17 protein-coding genes are annotated in these 20,402 nt (G+C 68.2%); 7 read left to right on the forward strand and 10 right to left on the reverse strand.

The features are described 5' to 3' along the window. Positions 1 to 199 precede the first annotated feature (199 nt). The 4 genes from ASE16_RS18475 to ASE16_RS18490 all read left to right on the forward strand — a co-directional run bounded on the left by ASE16_RS18475 (position 200) and on the right by ASE16_RS18490 (position 5,289). Positions 200 to 1,117 carry a carbohydrate ABC transporter permease gene (locus tag ASE16_RS18475; protein ID WP_055898577.1) on the forward strand — a complete coding sequence of 306 codons (918 nt, stop codon included), beginning with the start codon at positions 200 to 202 and terminating at the stop codon, positions 1,115 to 1,117. Between the two features lie 3 nt (positions 1,118 to 1,120). Beyond that, a complete protein-coding gene (locus ASE16_RS18480) occupies positions 1,121 to 2,053 on the forward strand; it encodes a carbohydrate ABC transporter permease (protein ID WP_082581573.1) in 933 nt (310 codons plus the stop codon). 44 nt (positions 2,054 to 2,097) lie between these two features. Further along, on the forward strand, positions 2,098 to 3,465 hold the full coding sequence (locus ASE16_RS18485; RefSeq protein WP_055898580.1) for an ABC transporter substrate-binding protein: 1,368 nt from the start codon (positions 2,098 to 2,100) through the stop codon (positions 3,463 to 3,465). Between the two features lie 84 nt (positions 3,466 to 3,549). After that, positions 3,550 to 5,289 carry a glycoside hydrolase family 35 protein gene (locus tag ASE16_RS18490; protein ID WP_055898583.1) on the forward strand — a complete coding sequence of 580 codons (1,740 nt, stop codon included), beginning with the start codon at positions 3,550 to 3,552 and terminating at the stop codon, positions 5,287 to 5,289. 15 nt (positions 5,290 to 5,304) lie between these two features. Here ASE16_RS18490 and ASE16_RS18495 read toward each other — a convergent pair whose 3' ends face one another. Continuing rightward, positions 5,305 to 7,257, reverse strand: a complete 1,953-nt coding sequence (locus ASE16_RS18495; protein ID WP_055898586.1) for a beta-galactosidase — start codon at positions 7,255 to 7,257, stop codon at positions 5,305 to 5,307. Positions 7,258 to 7,322: 65 nt separating this feature from the next. Here ASE16_RS18495 and ASE16_RS18500 point away from each other — a divergent pair, with 65 nt between their 5' ends. Further along, positions 7,323 to 8,159 carry a MurR/RpiR family transcriptional regulator gene (locus ASE16_RS18500; protein ID WP_055898589.1) on the forward strand — a complete coding sequence of 279 codons (837 nt, stop codon included), beginning with the start codon at positions 7,323 to 7,325 and terminating at the stop codon, positions 8,157 to 8,159. Between the two features lie 5 nt (positions 8,160 to 8,164). Here ASE16_RS18500 and ASE16_RS18505 read toward each other — a convergent pair whose 3' ends face one another. Then, on the reverse strand, positions 8,165 to 10,399 hold the full coding sequence (locus ASE16_RS18505; RefSeq protein ID WP_055898590.1) for an FAD-dependent oxidoreductase: 2,235 nt from the start codon (positions 10,397 to 10,399) through the stop codon (positions 8,165 to 8,167). A gap of 197 nt (positions 10,400 to 10,596) precedes the next feature. Between ASE16_RS18505 and ASE16_RS18510 the strand changes: the two genes are divergently transcribed. Both ASE16_RS18510 and ASE16_RS18515 read left to right on the forward strand, forming a co-directional pair. After that, the gene (locus ASE16_RS18510; RefSeq protein ID WP_235500636.1) at positions 10,597 to 12,324 is read left to right on the forward strand and encodes an MFS transporter; all 1,728 of its coding nucleotides are present in this window, start codon (positions 10,597 to 10,599) and stop codon (positions 12,322 to 12,324) included. A gap of 18 nt (positions 12,325 to 12,342) precedes the next feature. Further along, complete coding sequence (locus tag ASE16_RS18515; RefSeq protein WP_055898599.1) at positions 12,343 to 12,795, forward strand: MarR family winged helix-turn-helix transcriptional regulator; 453 nt, start codon at positions 12,343 to 12,345, stop codon at positions 12,793 to 12,795. An 89-nt stretch (positions 12,796 to 12,884) separates the two neighbouring features. Here ASE16_RS18515 and ASE16_RS18520 read toward each other — a convergent pair whose 3' ends face one another. From ASE16_RS18520 to ASE16_RS18555, 8 genes are all read right to left on the reverse strand, one after another. Then, a complete protein-coding gene (locus tag ASE16_RS18520) occupies positions 12,885 to 13,682 on the reverse strand; it encodes an energy-coupling factor transporter transmembrane component T family protein (RefSeq protein WP_055898601.1) in 798 nt (265 codons plus the stop codon). Continuing rightward, a complete protein-coding gene (locus tag ASE16_RS18525) occupies positions 13,679 to 15,451 on the reverse strand; it encodes an ABC transporter ATP-binding protein (protein WP_082581575.1) in 1,773 nt (590 codons plus the stop codon). Before ASE16_RS18525 ends, ASE16_RS18520 begins: the two co-directional genes overlap by 4 nt. A 5-nt stretch (positions 15,452 to 15,456) precedes the next feature. Next, complete coding sequence (locus ASE16_RS18530; RefSeq protein WP_055898604.1) at positions 15,457 to 16,080, reverse strand: ECF transporter S component; 624 nt, start codon at positions 16,078 to 16,080, stop codon at positions 15,457 to 15,459. Positions 16,081 to 16,112: 32 nt separating this feature from the next. Further along, a complete protein-coding gene (locus ASE16_RS18535; RefSeq protein ID WP_055898608.1) occupies positions 16,113 to 16,502 on the reverse strand; it encodes a VOC family protein in 390 nt (129 codons plus the stop codon). A gap of 107 nt (positions 16,503 to 16,609) precedes the next feature. Beyond that, entirely contained in the window at positions 16,610 to 17,308 is a 699-nt protein-coding gene (locus ASE16_RS18540) for a helix-turn-helix transcriptional regulator (RefSeq protein ID WP_055898610.1), read from the reverse strand. Next, positions 17,295 to 18,863, reverse strand: a complete 1,569-nt coding sequence (locus ASE16_RS18545) for an amino acid permease (RefSeq protein WP_082581576.1) — start codon at positions 18,861 to 18,863, stop codon at positions 17,295 to 17,297. Before ASE16_RS18545 ends, ASE16_RS18540 begins: the two co-directional genes overlap by 14 nt. Positions 18,864 to 18,912: 49 nt before the next feature. Then, positions 18,913 to 19,779, reverse strand: coding sequence for an EamA family transporter (locus ASE16_RS18550; protein WP_055898612.1), 867 nt, complete (start codon positions 19,777 to 19,779; stop codon positions 18,913 to 18,915). Further along, entirely contained in the window at positions 19,779 to 20,342 is a 564-nt protein-coding gene (locus tag ASE16_RS18555; RefSeq protein ID WP_055898615.1) for a dihydrofolate reductase family protein, read from the reverse strand. The genes ASE16_RS18550 and ASE16_RS18555 overlap by 1 nt, the downstream gene beginning before the upstream one ends. Positions 20,343 to 20,402: the final 60 nt, after the last annotated feature.

Raw genomic sequence — 20,402 nt, forward strand, 5'->3', positions numbered from 1 at the left:
ATTATGGGGAGCACCAGCGTCAGCTGCCGCTTGATGAAAATGATTTTGCACGCGTTGTGAATGAAAACCGGCTTGCAAATAAGTATCAAATTGGTCACGCAAACTCCCAGCCAGTGCAAATCATTTGACAAGCATCGGTAACGCATGCGACTCTCTACTCCAGCACCACGGCCCCCCGGCCCGCACGGATAGGACTCCCATGACGACGATGTCGAGCACGGCACCGACGACGACGCTGCAGACGCGTCGACGTCGGCCGCGCCGCTCTTGGATCGGCTGGGCCTTTGTCGCACCGTTCACGATCGCCTTCGCTTTCGTGCTCATCGCGCCACTGGCATACACGATCTACCTCAGCCTCTTCCAGCACAGACTGATCGGCGGCAATGCCTTCGTCGGATTCGGCAACTACGTCGAGCAACTCACCAGCCCGGACTTCTGGGATGCGCTCACCCGCGTATGCCTCTACCTCGTCGTGTTCGTCCCGGTCATGCTGGGGCTCGCACTGCTGACGGCACTGGCCCTCGACTCGGCCAGGCTGCACGCACCTCGACTCTTCCGCCTCACGATCTTCCTGCCGCACGCGGTGCCGGGAGTGGTCGCCGCCCTGCTCTGGGGATACATGTACGGCACCCATTTCGGGTTGGTGGGGAACATCAACCAGTTCTTCGGCATCACCATCCCGGACCCGCTCTCCAGCAATCTGGTGCTGCTCTCGATCGGCAACATCATGGTCTGGCTCACGATGGGCTACAACATGCTCGTCTTCTATTCAGCGCTGCGGGTGGTGCCGGGGGAGCTTTACGAAGCCGCCGAGATCGACGGGGCGGGAGCGTGGAGGGTGATCGCCGCGATCAAGCTTCCAGCCATCCGTCCCGCCCTGGTGGTGACCGTGATGTTCTCGACGATCGCGGCCTTCCAGCTGTTCAACGAGCCGAACATCCTCAAGGCGCTGGCGCCGAACGCCATCAGCTCCCACTTCACGCCCAACATGTACGCGTACAACCTCTCGTTCGCCGGCCAGCAGTTCAACTCGGCGGCGACGGTGGCGATCGTCATGGGGGTCATCACGATGATCGTCGCATACGTCATCCAGCGCGTCGGAAACCGAAAGGGCTGAATCATGGCCATCGCCACTCTCCCGCGCACGTCAGAGACCGGGACCCTCGCAACCGAGGACGGCCAGCGTCCCTCGCGCAGACGGAACGGACTCAAGCCCCGCAAGTCCTGGCTTCTCACGGCGCTGATGTCCGTGCTGTTCGCGTACAGCATGCTGCCCCTGTTCTGGCTGGTGATCAGCTCGACCAAGACTCAAGGCGCGCTGGTGTCGAGCTTCGGTCTGTGGTTCTCCGGCCCGTTCGCGTTCTGGGACAACGTCGTTCAGGTCTTCACCTACCAAGACGGCACCTTCGGCAGGTGGGTGCTCAACACCCTCCTCTACACGGTGGTCGGCGCGTTCGGCTCGACATTCCTCTCCACCCTCGGCGGCTACGGGCTCGCCAAGTTCGACTTCCCCGGCAAGCGCGTGTTGTTCGCCGTGATCATCGGCGCTGTCGCCGTTCCCGGCTCGGCGCTCGCGGTCCCCACCTTTCTGCTGTTCAGTCAGCTCGGGCTCACGAATACGCCCTGGGCGGTGTTCATCCCGTCGCTCGTCTCGTCGTTCGGGTTGTTCCTGATGTGGAGCTATTCGCGGGAAGCAGTGCCGAACGAACTCCTCGAGGCGGCACGCATGGACGGCGCAGGGGAGTTCCGCACCTTCTTCACGATCTCGTCGCGGCTCCTCGCCCCCGGTGTGGTCTCCGTGCTGCTGCTCGACATCGTCGGCACGTGGAACAACTACTTCCTTCCCCTGATCATGCTGAGCGACCCCAAATGGTACCCGCTCACGGTCGGGCTCAACCAGTGGAGCGAACAGGCCAACACCGCGGGCGGCGAGACGGTCTTCAACCTCGTCATCACCGGCTCGCTGCTCACCATCGTGCCGCTCATCGTCGCCTTCCTCTTCCTGCAGCGGTTCTGGCAGTCCGGCCTTGCGGCCGGAAGCGTGAAGGCCTGAAACGTCCGGTCTCTCCCCGGCAACCAAGAAAGGTGAACTCCCGAATGATCAAACACAGCCGCTGGCGACTTCGCGCGAAGAAGCTCGTCGTCGCCGCCTCCGTGGGCCTCGCCGTCACGGCCGGCCTCGCGGGCTGCTCCGGTGCATCCTCGGCCGGCGACACCCCCACCGCGAGCGTCACCCAGGCGCAGATCGACGCAGCCATGAAGAAGAAGACCACCATCACGATCTGGACATGGGCCACCACCCTGACCGGCATCGTCGACGCGTTCGAGAAGAAGTACCCGAACGTCACGGTGAAGCTGGTCAACGTCGGCACGGGTGCGGCGCACTACCAGAAGCTGGAGAACGCCATCAAGGCGGGCTCGGGCGCCCCCGATCTCGCGACCGTCGAATACCAGACGATCCCGCAGTTCGCTCTCGAGGGCAGCCTGGTCGATCTGAACACCTTCGGCTACGGGAAGTACAAAGATCTCTTCACGCCGGCGATCTGGAACTCGACGAATCTCAACGGCGGGCTGTACGAGTTGCCGCACAACGCGGGCCCCATCGCCATGTTCTACAACAAGACCGTCTTCGACAAGTACGGCCTCGATGTTCCGAAGACGTGGGCAGAGTACGCGGCGGACGCCAAGACGATCCACGACGCCGACCCGACTGCGTACATCGCAGCAGACACGGGAGACGCGGGGATGGTCTCCAGCATGCTCTGGCAGGCCGGCGCCAAGCCCTTCCAGGTGAAGGGAACGTCCGACGTATCTGTCGACTTCTCGGGCGCCGCCGCAGACACATTCACCGACTTCTATCAGCCGCTTCTGGACGGCAAGCTCCTCATGCCGGCCTCTGGATTCAGCAATGACTGGTACCAGGGCCTCGCCAACGGCAAGATCGCCACCGTCGTCAGCGGTGCGTGGATGGCCGGGTCGCTGAAGTCCAGCGTGCCGACGGGTGCGGGACAGTGGCGCGTCGCCGCAATGCCGCAGTACGAGGAGAGCCAGACGGCGAGCGCCATGAACGGCGGTGGCGGATACGCGATGCTCAAGCAGAGCTCGAAGCAGCACCAGCTCGTCGCGGCCGAGTTCTTGAAGTTCATGGAGACCGGCCCAGGAATCCAGCTCTCCATCGCGGCCGGCCAGTACCCCGCGACAGTGAAGGAACAGAACTCCAGTGAGTTCCTCGACGCCAAGAACGACTACTTCGGCGGCCAGCAGATCAACAAGATCTTCTCCCAGTCCGCTGCAGACGCCATCAAGGGCTGGCAGTACCTGCCGTACCAGTCGTACGCGAACTCGGTGTTCAGCGACACCGCCGGCCAGGCCTGGGTCGGCAAGACGACGCTGAAAGAGGGCCTGAAGGCGTGGGGCGACAAGCTCGTCACCTACGGCAAACAGCAAGGTTTCACCGTCAACTAGTGCGAAGGAGCGGCCGGTGCGCAAGCGCCGGCCGCTTCTCTCTGCCGCCACTCCACCCATTCCCTGCCCTTTTCGAGGAGTCCCATGACCACCTTTGCCATCGGCGAACGCGACTTCCTACTCGACGGTGAGCCGTTCCGCATCCTCGCGGGGGCGCTGCACTACTTCCGCGTGCATCCCGAGCAGTGGGAGGACCGCATCCTCGCTGCGAAAGAGATGGGGCTCAACACCATCGAGACGTATGTGGCGTGGAACGAGCACGAGCCCGAACGCGGATCCTTCCGCACCGATGGTGCACTCGACCTCGGGCGCTTCCTCGACCTGATCGCCGACGCAGGGATGCACGCAATCGTCCGTCCGGGCCCCTTCATCTGCGCGGAGTGGGACAACGGCGGTCTCCCCGGCTGGCTGACGCGTGAGTGCGGCAGCAACATCCGCTGCAGCGATCCGACCTTCCTGCGCGCGGTGGGCGACTACCTGGCCTCGGTCCTTCCGATCCTCGTCCCGCGTCAGGTGGATCGAGGGGGTCCCGTCATCCTGCTGCAGGTCGAGAACGAGTACGGGGCGTATGGCTCTGACAAGGAGTACCTGACCACCCTGGTGCGCTGGATGCGGGCCGGGGCCGTCACTGTTCCGCTGACCACCGTCGACCAGCCGGAAGACAGGATGCTCGAGAACGGCAGCGTCGCGGGAGCTCACCTCACCGCATCATTCGGGTCGAACGGGATCGAGCGCCTCGGCCGATTGAGGAAGCACCAACCGGATGGCCCGCTCATGTGTGCGGAGTTCTGGGACGGCTGGTTCGACCACTGGGGCGGCCGGCACAACACGACAGACGCCGCGACCGCCGCGCGCGAGCTCGACGAGATCCTCTCGACCGGGGCGTCGGTCAACATCTACATGTTCCACGGCGGCACCAACTTCGGCCTCACCAACGGGGCCAATCACAAGGGATACTACGAGCCGACGACGACCTCGTACGACTACGACGCCCCGCTCAGCGAGCACGGCGCGACCACGGCGAAGTATCTGGCGTTCCGCGAGGTCATCGGGCGGTACGCGCGCCTGCCGGAGCGCGTACGTCGCGAGCCGTCTGCCTCGCCGGCCTTCTCCTCCCCGTTCGACGCCGCTGCCCGCCTGCTGCCGGCCGTACCGCTCGAGAGGGGCAGCGAGTTCTCATCCGTTCCGAGCATGGACGATCTGGGCGTGTACCGGGGGCTCGTGCTCTATCGGGCGAGGGCGACCGCCGGCGTCCTGCGCGTCGGTGAGGTGCGCGATCGCGCGCAGGTGTTCGCAGACGGTCGTCCGATCGGCGTTCTCGAACGGGAGCACAACGATGTCGGGATCGAACTGCCGGACGGCATCCGGTTGCTCGAGATCCTCGTCGAGGATCAGGGACGTGTGAACTACGGGCAGAGGCTCGGCGAGCCCAAGGGGCTGATCGGGCTGGTCACGGTGAACGGGCGCGAGCTGCGGGGCTGGTCTGCGACCCCCATCGACCTCGACCGTCCCGACCGCTACCTGGACACCGAGCACGACGGCCGCACGGGGGCCCTCGGTCCTGTCGTCGCCCGATCCACATTCCTGCTCGACGAACCCGCGGACCTGCAGCTGGCCACGCGAGACCTGGGCAAGGGCTTCGCCTGGGTCAACGGCTGGCCGCTCGGTCGCTATTGGAGCCGAGGGCCGCAGCATTCCCTCTACGTGCCTGGACCCGCGACGCGAACGGGCGAGAACGAGCTCGTCGTGCTCGCGCTCGGCGGGGTCCTCCCGTCCCGTGCGAGGTGGCTCGCTCAGCCGGATCGCGGGCCGCTCGAGGCGTGAGTTCTCCGCCTGCGCTCAATCCGACGTCACGAGAAGTACACCGAATGGCGCGAGCACTGGGCCGTCGACACGGTCGCCCGTCAGCCGGTCGATGCCGGCGACGTCGACGCGGGCGGAGACACGGCTGTGGTTGACCACGAAGGTCAGCGCTCCCCTGCGCACCACCTCGACCCCGTCCGGAGTCTCGTGCAGCGCGACACCGGCGTCGGCGAGAACGGACGTCAGCACTCCGCGGACCCCCTCGTCGTCTGGGTCTGCCGCCAGATACCATCCCGATCCGTCGCCGACGGCTGCACGCGTCAGCGCGGGGCCGCCGTCCGCGAGACCGCCGGAGAAGCCGGCGACGACCTCGGCGCCCCGTGCGTGGACGACCTCGGCCCATTGCGTGACAGAGCAGTCGAGCGCTCCCACCAGTCGGACGGCGTCCGCTGGACCGTGCGGTGCGTACTCCTCGACCTCGATGCCGAGGAGGTCCGCCAGCCGCCCGAGGTGACCGCCCTCCGGTAAGGCCGCATCCTGGTCGACGACGCCGGTCGGTGCGGCGACCAGCAGGGTGCCTCCGTCGTGGACGAAGCCGCCGAGCCGATCTGCGTCCTCGTCACAGACGACGAACAGCGCAGGCGCGATCACGACCCGATACGCAGACAGCTCGCCGCCACGGGCTACGAAGTCCGCGTTCACTCCGAGGTCGAGGAGCGCGTGGTGCCAGCTGGCGATGACCTGCGCGTAATCGATGCGGGCGGGCGTCGCCTGCTGCTCGATGCTCCACCACGAGTCCCAGTCGACCACGATGGCGACGTCTGGTCGTTGCACCCTGGTGCCGACGAGATCGTCGAGGCCGCGCAGTTCGGCGCCGAGCTCGCAGACCTCGCGCCAGATGCGTGTGTCCGTGCCGGCGTGCGGCACCATCGCGGAGTGGAATTTCTCGCCGCCGCGCCGGGATTGACGCCACTGGAAGAACATCACGCCGTCCGCGCCGCGGGCGATGGCCTGGTACGACAGCGCGCGCATCTGGCCTGGCAGTTTCGGGGCGTTGAGGTCGCGCCAGTTGACAGCGCTCGTCGACTGCTCCATCAGGAGCCAGGGGCGGCCGTCGCCGAGCGACCGCATGAGATCCCTGTGCAGGGCGGCGTCCTTCCACGACCCTGGATGCGCGGGGTCGGGATACGCGTCGTCGCTCACCACATCCACCTCGCCCGCCCAGGACCAGTAGTCCGCCGGCTTGAACATCCCCATGAAGTTGGTGGTGACCGGGATGTGAGGTGTCGCCTGCCGCAGCACGGCGGCCTCCGCGCGGTACCCGTCGAGCAGAGCGTCCGAACCGAATCGGTCGAAGTCGAGAAGGTGGGCCGGATTGCGGAAGGTGGGGGCAGCGCGCGGAGGGAGGACCTGGTCGAACGACGAATAGCGCTGCGACCAGAACGCGGTGCCCCAGCGGGCGTTCAGCTCGTCGATGGACCCGTAGCGGCGCCGGAGCCAGTCGCGGAAGGCCAGCGCGGTCTCGTCGCCGTAGTCCCTGGGATTGTCGTTGCCGAACTCGTTTCCGACGTGCCAGGCCACCAGGGCAGGGTGGTCGCCGTAGCGTTCTGCGATGGCGCCGACGAGGCGGAGGGCCAGCCGTCGGTACGTCGCCGAACTCGGGTTGACGTGCTGGCGACTGCCCGGCGAGAGCACGTGCCCCCACTCGTCCACCAGCAGGGTGTCCGGGTGGTTCAGGGACAGCCACTGCGGCGGCGTCGCGGTCGCGGTCGCGAGGTCGGCGCCGATGCCGGCCGCGTGCAGGCGGTCCAGCACGCGGTCGAGCCACTCGAACTCGAATCGTCCCTCCTCCGGTTCCAGGAAGGCCCACGAGAAGACGCCGACGGTCGCGACGGTGACGCCGGCCTCCACCATGAGGCGAATGTCCTCCTCGTGCGTCGCCTCCGGCCACTGCTCAGGGTTGTAATCGGCTCCGTACCAGAAGCGCATCCGGCATCCTCTCGTGTAATTTATTTTCAGTAGGTGCTTCGCGCCGCACAGTGAGGGAGGCCTTCTTGACCACCGCAGCAGAGCCCAGCCCGCTCGAACTCGTCCGACACGCGCTGCCGACGCTGTCCGGCGCGCGCAAGCGCGTCGCCGAGATCGTGCTCACCGACCCGTTCGAGGCCGGGCGCAACTCCATCACGTGGCTTGCGTCGCAGGCAGACACACAGCCCGCGACGGTCACGCGACTCTCCGTCTCGCTCGGATACTCCGGGTTTCCCGCGTTCCGCGCGGCGGTCGCGAACGAGGCGGGGCGCGAGTCGCAGGCGGGATGGGCGAGCGACATCGGGCCGGACGTCACCCCCACGGATTCGCCGGAGCAGGTCATGAACGTGCTGGCGGGCCACGAGTTCCGTGCGCTCCGCAACGCGCTGTCGAACGTCGACCTCGGCCTCCTCGGCCAGGCGGCGGAGAAGATCGCTGCTGCGACGCGCGTCGAGATCTTCGGAGAGTGGGGCGACCGTCCGCCCGCCGACGAGCTGTCCATGCGGCTCATGCGGCTGGGCGTTCCGGTCTGGATGCACGAGGGCGCGTACGCCGCGAAGGTGGGTGCGAGCCTGCTCGACCGGAAGGGGGTAGCGGTGGCGGTGTCCCGCAACGGCGACAGCGCGATCGTGGAGTCCTTCCTGCACGAGGCCTCCGCCCACGGAGCGACCACGATCGTCATCACCGGTGTGCCGGACGGGCGCGTCACACGCGAGGCCGACCTGGTGCTCTACACCGGCACAGGCGGCGGGCGCACCTGGACCGAGTACTTCGCGGGGCGGGCGAGCGACGATTTCGTCGGGGCCGTGCTCTGGATGCTCGTGGCTCAGCGGCTGAACGCGTCGTTCGCCCTGCCGGCCTGACCCTGTCACTCGAACACGCGGACGGCGACGACGCTCGCCCACGCCGACCCGTTCGTCGCCTCGACGACGAGCCTTACGGCATCCGTGGTCACTCCGCCGAGGTCGTGGACGCGACGGCGGCGGCGGTTGCCGGCCACCACGTCGAGCGTCACCCAGCCATCCGCGGTCGCGGCCTCGATGCGGTAGTCGCGCACGAGTTCGGGGATCACGGCGAACGGGGTGCGATGGTGGTGGAGGTTCACGAGGTCCTCGTCCACCTCGTCGTTGAAGATCACCTCGATGCGCCCGGCGCCGATCGGTCCTGGCCAGCGCAGCTCCAGGGACTCCTCTCGCCCTGACGCGATGCGTTCGGACGACCACAGATTCGGGCCGCCGTACGGACGGGCGTACCCGCCGACGGCGTGCTCGGGTTCGTAGGCCAGCGTCGCCGGAGCAGCCTCGAAGACCGGAGAATGCCTCCGCAGCTCGGCCGCAGACCACGCGTTGGACTGGGGCCGGTTGAGATCGGTCGCCGGCGTACGGCTGAGCAGCCCGAGCACGCCGGATGGCGCAGCCCCTGCGTTCACGATCACCGAGAGTCCTGGTGCTCGGCGGATCACCACGACGACGTCTTCCGGTGTCGTCGGCGCGTAGCCGAAGTCCGCGCCGACCATGCTGCGGCCGGCCTCGACGTGCAGCGTCCGTCGATCGACGAAGCGCACCGGGATGTGGTTCTCGCCGCCCTCGGTGCTCCACAGCTCGACGGTCACCTCCGTCGGGCCGGCCGCCTCGACGAGGATGCCGACGCTGTCGAGCACAGGGTCCACGGGCAGGTGGAGGCCGAAGTCGTGCTCGTCCAGGGCGTACGGCACGGCGTCTGGTGCTTCTTCGACGCGAAGCGTGGTCAGGGTGCTGGAAGCGGTGATGTCGGCCGCGAAGGCACGATCGTCCTCCGAGGTCCACGGCACGCCGAGCAGAGAGGCGTCGCTGCGCAGCAGCAGCTGCTGGAGCTCGGCCATCCGCTCTGTCGCGACCCGGCGCGGAGTGATTCCCTGCAGCGCCGCGAGAGCCGCACCGGCCCCGGCGGCCTCTCCGGTGACAGCGCAGGTCGCCATGACACGGGTGGTGCCGAAGGCGACGTGGCTGGCGGAGATGTCGCGCCCGGCCATCAGGAGATTGCGGGTGTTCCTGGAGTACAGCGAGCGGAAGGGGATGTGGTAAACCCCTGACGTGAACAGGTGCTTGGAGCCGTGGTCGGTGGAGTACATCCCTCCCGGCGGGTGCAGGTCGATGGACCAGCCGCCGAAGCCGATCCGATCGTCGAAGCGCGTCTGGTCCATGATGTCGCTCTGGGTCAGCACGTGATCTCCCAGGAACCGGCGATACTCGCGCTTGCCCGGCACGGAGCCGACCCATTCCAGCGTCAGTGTCTCGGCGTCGAAGCGTCCGGAGTTCTTGATGTGGTCCCAGATGCCGTAGACGACGGCCCACAGCTCGTCGCGAATGCGCTCGTTGTCGGCCACCGCGTCGAGTTCTCCGCCCCACTCGATCCACCAGTAGTCGCAGCCGTTGGCGCTGGTGTCGATCCTGCGATGGACCAGGATGCTGGTCTCCGCGATGTCCTTCGCGATCGACGGCGGCACGTAGCGCACAGGCTCACCGAGGTCCTTGGTGTAGAAGAACAGCGTGCTGCCGAGCATGTTGCCGTCGGGGACCTCCGGCGCCCATTCCTCCTGGTAGACACTCGCCGCCTCCCGACCGGACGCGTACCAGGCTCCTGCGAGCTCGCCGACGAGGCCGTCGCCACTCGCGTCGATGAACACCGGCCCCGCGAAGGTGAGACGCCGTTCGGAGCCCTGCTGCCAGCCGGTCACGTCGATGATCCGGCGATCGTCGTCGTCGCCGTCCGCGTTGACCGCTGTCACGTCGGTGTTGAGGAAGAGGGTGATGCCGGTCTCAGCGCGAACCGCGTCCAGGACGACCTGATCCCAGAAGTACGGATTGCCTTCGGGGTTGCGGTACTGGTTCTCCAGGTAGAGCTCTCCCATGATCCCGGTCTCTCTGGCGTACTTCTGCGCACCGTGCGCCGTCGCACCGCACACCCAGACCCGGATCTCGGAGCTCGAGTTCCCGCCGAGGACCGGGCGGTTGTTGATCAGCGCGACTGTCGCGCCCGCCCGGGCGGCGGCGATGGCTGCCGCGACACCGGCGAGGCCGCCTCCGATGACCGTGACGTCCGAAGTGACCGTCTGTTGCTGCATGGTCGCGCTACTCCTTCGTACCGCAGAGGCTTCCTTCTCGTGCGGAAAATTATTTGCCTTTACGCTCGCACATGTCGCGAGAATTCGCAAATAATAATCGGGCAGCATTTTCGGGCGCTTCCACGCGCATCCATCGAGTTATATAGTTAATGCATATAAACCAACTCGAAGGACGCACTCTTTTGCCTCGCACCGGCATGTTCAGCAAGGACCACCCGCACTACAAGTGGGTCGCGCTCAGCAACACCACCCTCGGGATGCTCATGGCGACGATCAACTCGTCGATCGTCATCATCTCCCTCCCCGCCATCTTCACCGGCATCAAGCTCAACCCGCTCGAACCGGGCAACGTCTCCTACCTGCTCTGGATGCTGATGGGCTACATGCTCGTCACGGCCGTGCTCGTCGTGATGTTCGGGCGCATGGGCGACCAGTACGGCAGGGTCAAGATCTACAACGCCGGGTTCGTGATCTTCACCGTCGCCGCCATCGCGCTCTCGCTCGACCCGTTCACCGGGGGACCGGCCGCCATGTGGCTGATCGTCTGGCGGTTCGTGCAGGGCATCGGCGGAGCAGCGCTGTTCGCGAACTCGACCGCCATCCTCACGGATGCGTTCCCCGCCAACAAGCGCGGGTTCGCCCTCGGCCTCAACCAGGTGGCCGCCATCGCCGGAAGCTTCATCGGTCTGATCGTCGGCGGCATCCTCGCCGAGATCGACTGGAGGGCCGTGTTCTTCGTGTCGGTGCCGATCGGCATCGTCGGCACGATCTGGTCGTACAAGTCGCTGCACGAGGTCGGCCAGAAGAACCCTGGCCGCATCGACTGGCTCGGCAACGCCACCTTCGCTGTCGGCCTCATCGCCCTGCTCACCGGCATCACGTACGGCATCCAGCCATACGGCGGCAGCTCGCAGGGCTGGGGCAACCCGTGGGTGCTCGGCGCGATCATCGGCGGCATCCTGCTGCTGGTGGCGTTCGTGCTGATCGAGCTGCGCGTGAAGTCGCCGATGTTCGACATGCGCTTGTTCCGCATCCGGTCGTTCTCGTCGGGGATCTTCGCCGGGTTCCTCGCCGCGATCGGTCGAGGCGGTCTGCAGTTCATGCTGATCATCTGGCTGCAGGGCATCTGGTTGCCACTGCACGGCTACAGCTATGAGTCCACGCCGCTCTGGGCGGGCATCTACATGCTGCCGATCACGATCGGCTTCCTCATCGCCGGCCCCATCTCCGGCGCGCTCTCCGATCGGTTCGGCTCCCGCGCGTTCGCGACGGTCGGTCTCTCCCTGGTCGCTCTGACGTTCATCGGGTTGCTGTTCATCCCCGTCAACTTCGAGTATTGGCAGTTCGCCGTGCTCACCGGGCTGAACGGCATCGGCTCCGGCCTGTTCTCGTCGCCGAACCGCACCGCCATCATGAACAGCGTGCCGGCGAACGAGCGAGGGGCCGCATCCGGGATGGCGGGCGTCGCGCTCAACGCGGGAAGCTCGCTGTCCATCGGAATCTTCTTCTCGCTGATGATCGCCGGCCTGTCCGTCGCCCTCCCGACCGCGCTGACGAACGGGCTCACCACCCACGGCGTGCCGCACGCTGTCGCGACGCAGATCGGTGCGACGCCCCCGGTCGGCAGCCTGTTCGCCGCGTTCCTCGGCTACAACCCGATCGCCAGTCTGCTCGGGCCGACCGGCGTCCTCAGCAGCCCCCACGTGGATGCGGCGACCCTCACCGGCAAGGAATTCTTCCCTCAACTCATCTCCGGACCGTTCCACGACGGCCTGGTGGTCGTGTTCGTCGCGGCCGCCGTGATGAGCATCATCGGAGCTATCGCCTCATTCGCAGGCGGCGGCAAGTATGTTCATGAGGAGAAGATCGCCGAATCGCAGGCGATCAGCGAAGAAGGCGAGGAAGTCGGTGCGAGCCGCGCATAGCGTTCAGGAGCGTTCACGGTGACAGACGGCGACGTCGGAGACGGCCGCTCCTCGCTCGAGGACGACGATCTGGCCGGACGACTGGCGCTCGCCGTCGGCCGCCTCAACCGCAGGATGCGCTCATCCACCGGCGACCTGAGCCACGGCCAGCTCTCCGCTCTGTCCACGATCGTGCGCCGTGGGCCGCTGCGCCCGGGCGAGCTCGCCGCCATCGAGGTGGTCGCCGCCCCGACCATCACCCGCGTCGTCTCAGACCTGGAGGCCCGAGGGCTCGTCCAGCGCGAACCGGACCCTGACGACGGCCGCTCCTCGTTCGTCAGCGGCACGGAGGACGGAATCGAGCTCCTGCTGCGCGCCCGCTCCGACCGAGCCCGCACGGTGCAGTCGATCCTCGCCGAGCTGACGCCTGAGCAGGTCGCGGCGCTCGCCGCGGCGCTGCCGGCCCTGGAGTCCGCCGCGCACGTGTCCTAGGGAGCCGCGCGAAACGACTCGTGCGATTTGTGCGGTCGCGGGTACCTGAACCGCCCGTTCGGCACGAATCGTGCGACGGGTGTCGCGACTCAGAGCGCGAAGACGGCCACGGTGACGAGGACGGCGACAGCGACGAACACGGAGTCCCGCACCCGCCAGCGCGACGGCGTCCGCTCGGTTCGGGTGGGATGCGCACCGAACGCCCGCGACTCCATCGCCAGCGCCATGCGCTCCGCGTGCCGGATCGACGACGCCAGCAGCGGCACCACGGCGGCGAATGCGCGCCGGACGGCCGCGATGGGACCCCATCCACCCGCCACGCCCCGCACCCGCTGCGCCTGTCTGATCAGCATCAGCTCGCTGCCGAACCGGGGCAGGAAGCGGTAGGCCGCGATGGCGGTGTACCCGATCCGGTACGGGATGCGGAGCTGCGCCACGAGCGCGCGGGCCAGGTCGGGACCCGTGGTCGTCAGCCCGCCGACCAGTGCGAGCGTCACCAGGGCGCCGAGCCGCAGCGAGGTCGCCAGCCCCACCGCGAGCGCGCCGACCGTGTAGTCGTACGCCCCGATCGAGAACAGGATGCGCTGGTCCGCGACCCTGGATGCGTCTGTCCAGAATCCGAAACTCACCGCCATCACCAGCACGATCGCCGGGAGCACGACGAGTAGGCCGACGACGATCGCCGGCCGCAGCCGAGCGCCGACCAGGATGAGCGCGACGCCGAGCACGACGAACACGAGCGGCGTGATGATGTCGCGCGTGAACAGCAGCGCCACCCACGCCGGAAGCACGGCGGCGACCTTGGCCAACGGGTTGAGGTGGTGCAGGAACCGGGAGCGGGGCACTGGCGCGGAGGTGCCGTACGGGTCGGGGGAGAGGAAGGTCATGCGCGGCCCCTCCCTGCGCCGTCGGCCTCGCGCCCGTCTGTCCCAGCGCTGTCGGGTTCGGCGTCGCGCTCGTTTCTGCCCGGAAGATCGGCCAGCCTGGTCACGTGGCCCCAGCCGGGCACCCCGCCGAGGGCGGCGGCGAGCGGGGGCTGCCGGAGTCCGCTGCGCTCCAGCAGAGAGACGTCGCCGAGGATGTCCGCGGTCTGGCCGTATGCGGCGAGCGTCCCGTCCGCGAGCACCGCGGCGTGGGTGGCGTACTCGGCGACGAGTTGCAGGTCGTGGGTGACGATGACGACCGTGGTCCCTGCGTCGTTGAGGCGGGCGAGCATCCCGAGCAGTTCGGTGGCGCGTGCTCGGTCCTGCCCGAACGTCGGCTCGTCGAGCACCAGCACGGGTGCTCCGGCGATCAGCGCGGTCCCGACCGAGAGCCGTCGCTTCTGACCGCCGGAGAGGAGGTACGGATGCGCATTGCGCTGTCCGGAGAGGTCGAGAGTGTCGAGCATCGCGTCGACACGGCGGCTGATCTCGTCGGCAGGGATGCGCCGAACCCGTAGATCGTACGCGAGCTCGTCTTCGACAGAGTCGGCCACGAACTGGTGCTCGGGATTCTGGAACACGAAGCCGACGGCGGCGGTCAGCGCTGCGACGCTCGCCCGCGCAGGGTCGACCCCGCCGACCGACACCGTCCCACGTGGCGGCCGCACCACACCGGCGATGGCCTGAACCAGGGACGTCTTCCCTGCCCCGTTCGCCCCGAGCACGGCGACGAAGTCGCCCCGCCCGACCCGCAGGCTCACGTCCCGCAGCACCACCCGCTTGCCGCGCAGCACCTCCAGGTCGCGCACCTCTACGGCGGCCGCAGCGTCGGCGGCGCGGCCACCCGCATCCGGCCTCGCCTCCACCACCACGCCCAGCCCGGCCGCGACCTCCGCCAGCTCCTCCATCGTCACCGGCAGTCGCTCCACCGCCCACCCGGCATCCCGCAGCCGCAGCCCGGCGAGCGTCGCGACCGGCAGCCACACGCCCAGCGCAGCCAGCTCCTCCGCACGCTCCCGGAACAGCTCAGCGGCGGGGCCGTGCGCCACCTGCCGCCCGTCACGGTCGAGCACCAGCACCGTGTCCACCACCGGCAGTGCCGCATCCAGGTTGTGCTCCACCAGCACCACCGACCGCGTCGAGCCAGGGCCGGTCAACGCACCGAGCACCGCGTAGACCTCCTCCGCGCCCGCAGGATCGAGGTTCGCGGTCGGCTCGTCCAGCACGAGCACGGGAGCCTCCAGCGCCAGGGCGCAGGCGATCGCAAGGCGCTGCTTCCCTCCGCCGGAGAGCGTGTCCGGGTTGTCCGCCCTGCGCTCCCACAGCCCGACCGCCCGCAGCGCCGCTTCAGCGCGCTGAAGCACGGCAACCGGGGGCACCAGCTGGTTCTCCGGGCCGAAGCAGACCTCGTCGAGCACGGTCGCGGTGACCAGCTGCGCATCCGGGTCCTGGAACACCGTGCCCACGTGCTCGCTCAGCTCGGCGACCCTGGCGTCCGCGGTGTCGACGCCCGCCACCCTGACGGACCCGTCGAGGCTCGCGGGCACCGCGTGAGGCACCAGCCCGTTGAGCGCGAGCGCGAGCGTCGACTTGCCGCAGCCGCTCGGGCCGAGCACGAGCAGCACATCGCCCGGTGCGAGATCGAACGTCACGCCGTCCGGCGTCCACTGGTCTGCGCCATCGTGCCGGATGCGCACCCCGCGCACCGAGAGCGGCGCGGGAATGGCGGCCACGGCGTTCAGGGCTGCAACGTCGGCGCCGCGAGCATGGGCAGCGCATCGGAGCCGGCGCCGCCGTCTCGCCCGCGCCTGGTGCGCACGATCGGGAGCTGCAGGCCGCGCCCGGCGCCCGTACGGTCGAGTCCCGCAGCGACGGCGCGGCCGGCCCAGGTGAACAGGATCGGCGACGCCACGAACAGCCCGATGTGCACCACCTGCACCCAGGGCTGCGTCTGCTCGGCGCCCTGCGCGACGAACACCCCGATCCCGAACACCAGCCCGGCGATCGTCACGGCGGCGTAGAACAGCCACGCCCGCCAGTAGCGATACAGCGTCACCGCGAACGGCAGCTCCTGCAGCAGCCCGATCGACCCCGCCGCCATCACGGCGGCGAACCCGATCGGCTGGAACGGCACGGACACCAGGCCGGCGATCACCGAGGTGATCAAGGCGACTCCTCCGCGACGCAGCAGCGCCTGCGCGATGACGCCCGGCAGGAAGTACACGCCGATCACAGCGCCGTAGAACATCGGAGCAGCAGCGGCGAGCGTGCCGGAGATGTAAGCGCTGATCGAGAACACGATGCCACCGGCGACACCGATCGCGGCGCAGGTGAGGAGGAGTCGGGTGCTGGTGTTCTTCATGTCCCCACCAGCGTAGATGGGTAAGGGTTGCCTTACAAGCGCGCCGCCGGTCGGGAGAACAGGTTGACGACGTTGCCGTCCGGGTCGCGGATCAGCGCAGAGCGGTTGCCCCACGGCATGGTCGTCGGCTCCAGCACGATGTCGGCGCCGTCGCCGATGGATGTGCGGATTCTGGCGAACTCCGCATCCACGTCCGCCACGAGGAATTCGACGATGACGGAGTCGTTCCTTCCCGGTTTCGGGGCGCGCTCGCCGAGCATGGCGACGGTGGCGGTGCTGCCGATGGCGAGCGTCGCCGACGGTGTGCGGAACTCGGCGAACACCGGCGCCGGCCGCACAGCGTCCGAGCCGGTGACGAGTTCGTAGAAGCCGGCGAGGCGGTCGACGTCGTCGGTGATGATCCTGATCGAGGCGAAGTCCATCGGTGGTCCTTTCGGAGGGTTCGGGCGGCCGTTCCGCCCGCTGACCCCATGCTCGAACCCGTGCGCGACACCGTCCTGTCGGTGTTTAGCGATTCACCGCCCGATGCTCACCGCCCGATGCTCACCGCCCGCAGCTCTCCGTACGCGATGTCCAGGTCCTCCGGCCGCAGCTCCCGCTGCGGCGCCCGCTCGCCCGTCGCCTCCGCGCTCACGATGCGATCGCCGCGGAACGCCCGCACCCCCGCGCGCAGCCGGCACCACGCGATCAGATACCAGTCCGTCCCCTTGCCGACGTAGCCGAGCGGCTCCACGTCGCGCACCGTCTCCGCCCCCGACCGGTCGCGATACGCGATGGTGAGCACCCGGCCGGAGCCGAGCACGCCGCCGAGCGCGGCAGGCGCATCCCGTGCCTGGCCGTCGTCGAGGAAGTGGATGCGCGCTGCCAGCTCCGCGGTCGTCTGCAGACTGCGCGCATCCATCACAGCGGTCACCTTGCGCACGGCGGACGCCGCAGCCTCGCGGAACGGGCTCGACGCGAGCATCCCGAGCCCGACCGTGACCGCGAGCGCTTCATCCGGGGTGAGGCCGAGCGGCGGGAGGGTGTGGGAAGGGTCGATGGAGTAGCCGCCCGTGCGCCCTGGCTCGGCCCAGATCGGGACGCCGGACTGCTGCAGGGCGGACAGGTCGCGCTCGATCGTCCGCGAGCTCACCTCGAACCGCTCGGCCAGCCACCTGGCGCTCCTGGGCCGCGGCGACACCGCGCGCAGCTCCTCCACGAGCGCGTACAGCCGGTCAGTGCGGTTCATCGTCCTCTGGACGCTTGGCGGAGTCGAAGCCGGGACGCGCGGCGATCACCGGATGCGCGCCCGTGTATCCCTGCCTCTGCTGCGCGATGGCGAGGATCTTGGTGCGGCTCGCGAACCAGCCGATCACCAGCAGCGGGATGATGATCACGAGCGAGGCGATGGTGAAGGTCCCCGTCGGGTAGTCGAACGCCATCAGCACCAGCACGGCCGCGAGGAACGCCAGGGTCAGGTACGCGGTGAACGGCGCCCCGAACAGCCGGAACGCCGGTCGTTCCAGCTTGCCCTGCAGCGCCCACCGGCGCAGCTGCATCTGGCAGATCACGATCATCCCCCAGCTCGTCACGATGCCGAGCGATGCAACGTTCACCACGATGTTGAACGCCTCCTCCGGCACGATCAGGTTGAGGAAGACCCCGAGAACGCCGATGCAGCCGGTGAGCAGGATGCCGCCGTACGGCACGCCGCGCCTGTTCATCCGGCCGGTGAAGGTCGGCGCCGCTCCCGTCTGCGCCATCGAGTGGAGGATGCGCCCCGTGGAGTACATCCCGGCGTTGAGGCTGGAAAGGGCGGCCGTGAGCACGACGAAGTTCATCACGGAGCCGATGACAGCGCTCAGCTCAGGAGACCCGAGGTGGCTGAAGAAGGTCACGAACGGGCTCTCGTCTCCGCTGTAGACATCGGAGGGGAGCAGGAGGGCGAGCAGCAGGACAGATCCGCAGTAGAACACCGCGATGCGCAGCACCACGCTGTTGATGGCGCGCGGCATGATCTTCTCCGGGTGCTCCGTCTCACCGGCGGCGATGCCGACCAGCTCGACGCCCGCGTACGCGAAGACAACACCCTGCACGAGCACGATCGCCATGCCGATGGTCGCGAAGCCGTGGGGGAGCAGGCCGCCGTTCGCCTGGAGCATCGCGATCCCGGTCGGCCCCTGGTCGGTCGGCCAGCCGAACGCGAGCACCACGATGCCGACGACGAGGAACAGCACCAGCGCCGTCACCTTGATCAACGCGAACCAGAACTCCATCTCGCCGAACACCTTCACGGAGATGAGGTTGAGACTGACCACCACCACGAGGGCGATCAGCGCGAGCAGCCACTGCGGCGCTGCGGAGAAGATGCTCCAGTACTTCACGTAGAGGGCGATGGCGGTGGAGTCGACGATGGCCGTCATGGCCCAGTTGAGGAAGTACATCCACCCGGCGACGTATGCCATCTTCTCGCCGTAGAACTCGCGGGCGTACGAGACGAACGAGCCGGACGACGGCCGGTGCAGCACCAGCTCGCCGAGCGCGCGCAGCACCAGGAAGGCGAAGAACCCGCACAGCGCGTAGACGAAGACCAGGATCGGGCCGCCCTGCTCGAGGCGGCCGCCTGCCCCGAGGAAGAGGCCGGTGCCGATCGCGCCGCCGATGGCGATCATCTGCACCTGCCGGGGCTTGAGGCTCTTGTGGTAGCCCTCCTGCTCGCTGGCGAAGTCCTGAACCGCCTGGCTCATGTCTCCGACGTGCTCGCGGCTGTTCTCCAGATCGTCGGCCGGATCGTGCTGTGTCATGTCAGCCCCCTCGTGTTTCCAGTTGTTCACACTAGTGAAGGATGCGCGCTCAGGCGATAGCGAGCATGCCGGCTGCCGCGACGGCGAGCGCCAGCCCCACCCACTGGATGGGCGCGATGCGCTCCCGGAGGACGATGGCGGCGAGCACGATGGTCCCCGCCGGATACAGCGCGATCAGCACGGAGAACGCGGCGAGGTCGCCGAGGCGGAGCCCGAACAGCATGACGATGTTCGCCGCAGCGTCGAGCACCCCGCAGGCGATGGCGAACGGCAGCCCGGGAAGCCAGGCGGATGCGCGGGACTGTGTCTGGTGCACCCGCCGTGAACGCAGCGCGAGCACCCCGACCACCGCCAGCATGATCACGCCGTTCACGGCGCGGTTCAGCACCAGCGGCACGAGCCCGGACGAGTCGGGCGTCTGGTCGATGATGATGAGGAACGCGCCGATCATCGCGCCGGAGCCCACCGCCATCAGGATGCCGCGCAGACTCGGCCGCACGGCGCCCTTCTCCGGCACGAACCCGACGAACACCACAGCCACCAGCGCGAGGCCGAGGGCGACGTACCCGATCGGCGCGAACTGCTCGCCCCCGATCAGTCCCCACGTCATCGGCACGACGGCCGAGACGACGGCGGTCAGCGGCGACAGGATGCTCATCGGTCCGATCGCGAGGCAGGCGTAGAGCAGCGAGATGGCGACAGCGCCTGTCACGCCGGAGAGCGCGCCCCAGCCGATAGCGGAGGCCGACCACTCCCCTCCGGCGAACGGCAGAGCGACGAACAAGAGCACCAGCCCGGACAGGGCGCCGATCGCTGTGACCTTGATCGCGCTGATCTTGCGTGCGGCGATCCCGCCGAGGAAGTCGGCAGAGCCGTAGACGAACGCCCCGACCAGCCCGAGGACGGCGGTGAGCATCAGCTCCCTGCGAGGCGGTAGACGTGCAGGACGGCGCCGCTGTCGAACCGTTCCAGCTCGGTGAGCTCGAACGACCACTTCTCCCTGTCGTCGGGGAAGATCCGCAGGCCGCCTCCGACCATCACCGGATAGGTCAGCAGGCGCAACTCGTCGACGAGCCCCCAGACCAGCAGCGAGCGCACGAGGGTGGCGCTGCCTGCGACGAGGATCGGGCCGCCGTCTCCCTCTTTCGCGTCGGCGACGGCTACCCGCACATCCCCGTGGATGCGCGTGGCGTTCCAGCCGAGGTCGCCCGTGCCCTTCGCGGCGACCAGCTTCGGCATCGCGTTCATCTTGTCGGCGAACTCGCCGTCGCGCTCCGGCCACGCGGCACGGAAACCCTCGAAGGTCTTGCGTCCGAGGAGAAGGGACTCCGCCTCCATCGTCTCGCGCAGCTTGAACGCGTACAGGGCGTCCGTGCCGTACGGCATGGTCCATCCGGCGTGCGGATGCGTCGGCTCCCCGCCCGGCGCCTCGACGACGCCGTCGAGGGTCATGAACTCGGTCACGATCAATCGGCGCATGTCGCTGATGGTACCCGTCCACAGGTCGCGCGTGCTCGGCCGTTCTCCACAGATCGGGGA

The organism is Leifsonia sp. Root227, from assembly GCF_001428745.1.
GTDB lineage: Bacteria > Actinomycetota > Actinomycetes > Actinomycetales > Microbacteriaceae > Leifsonia.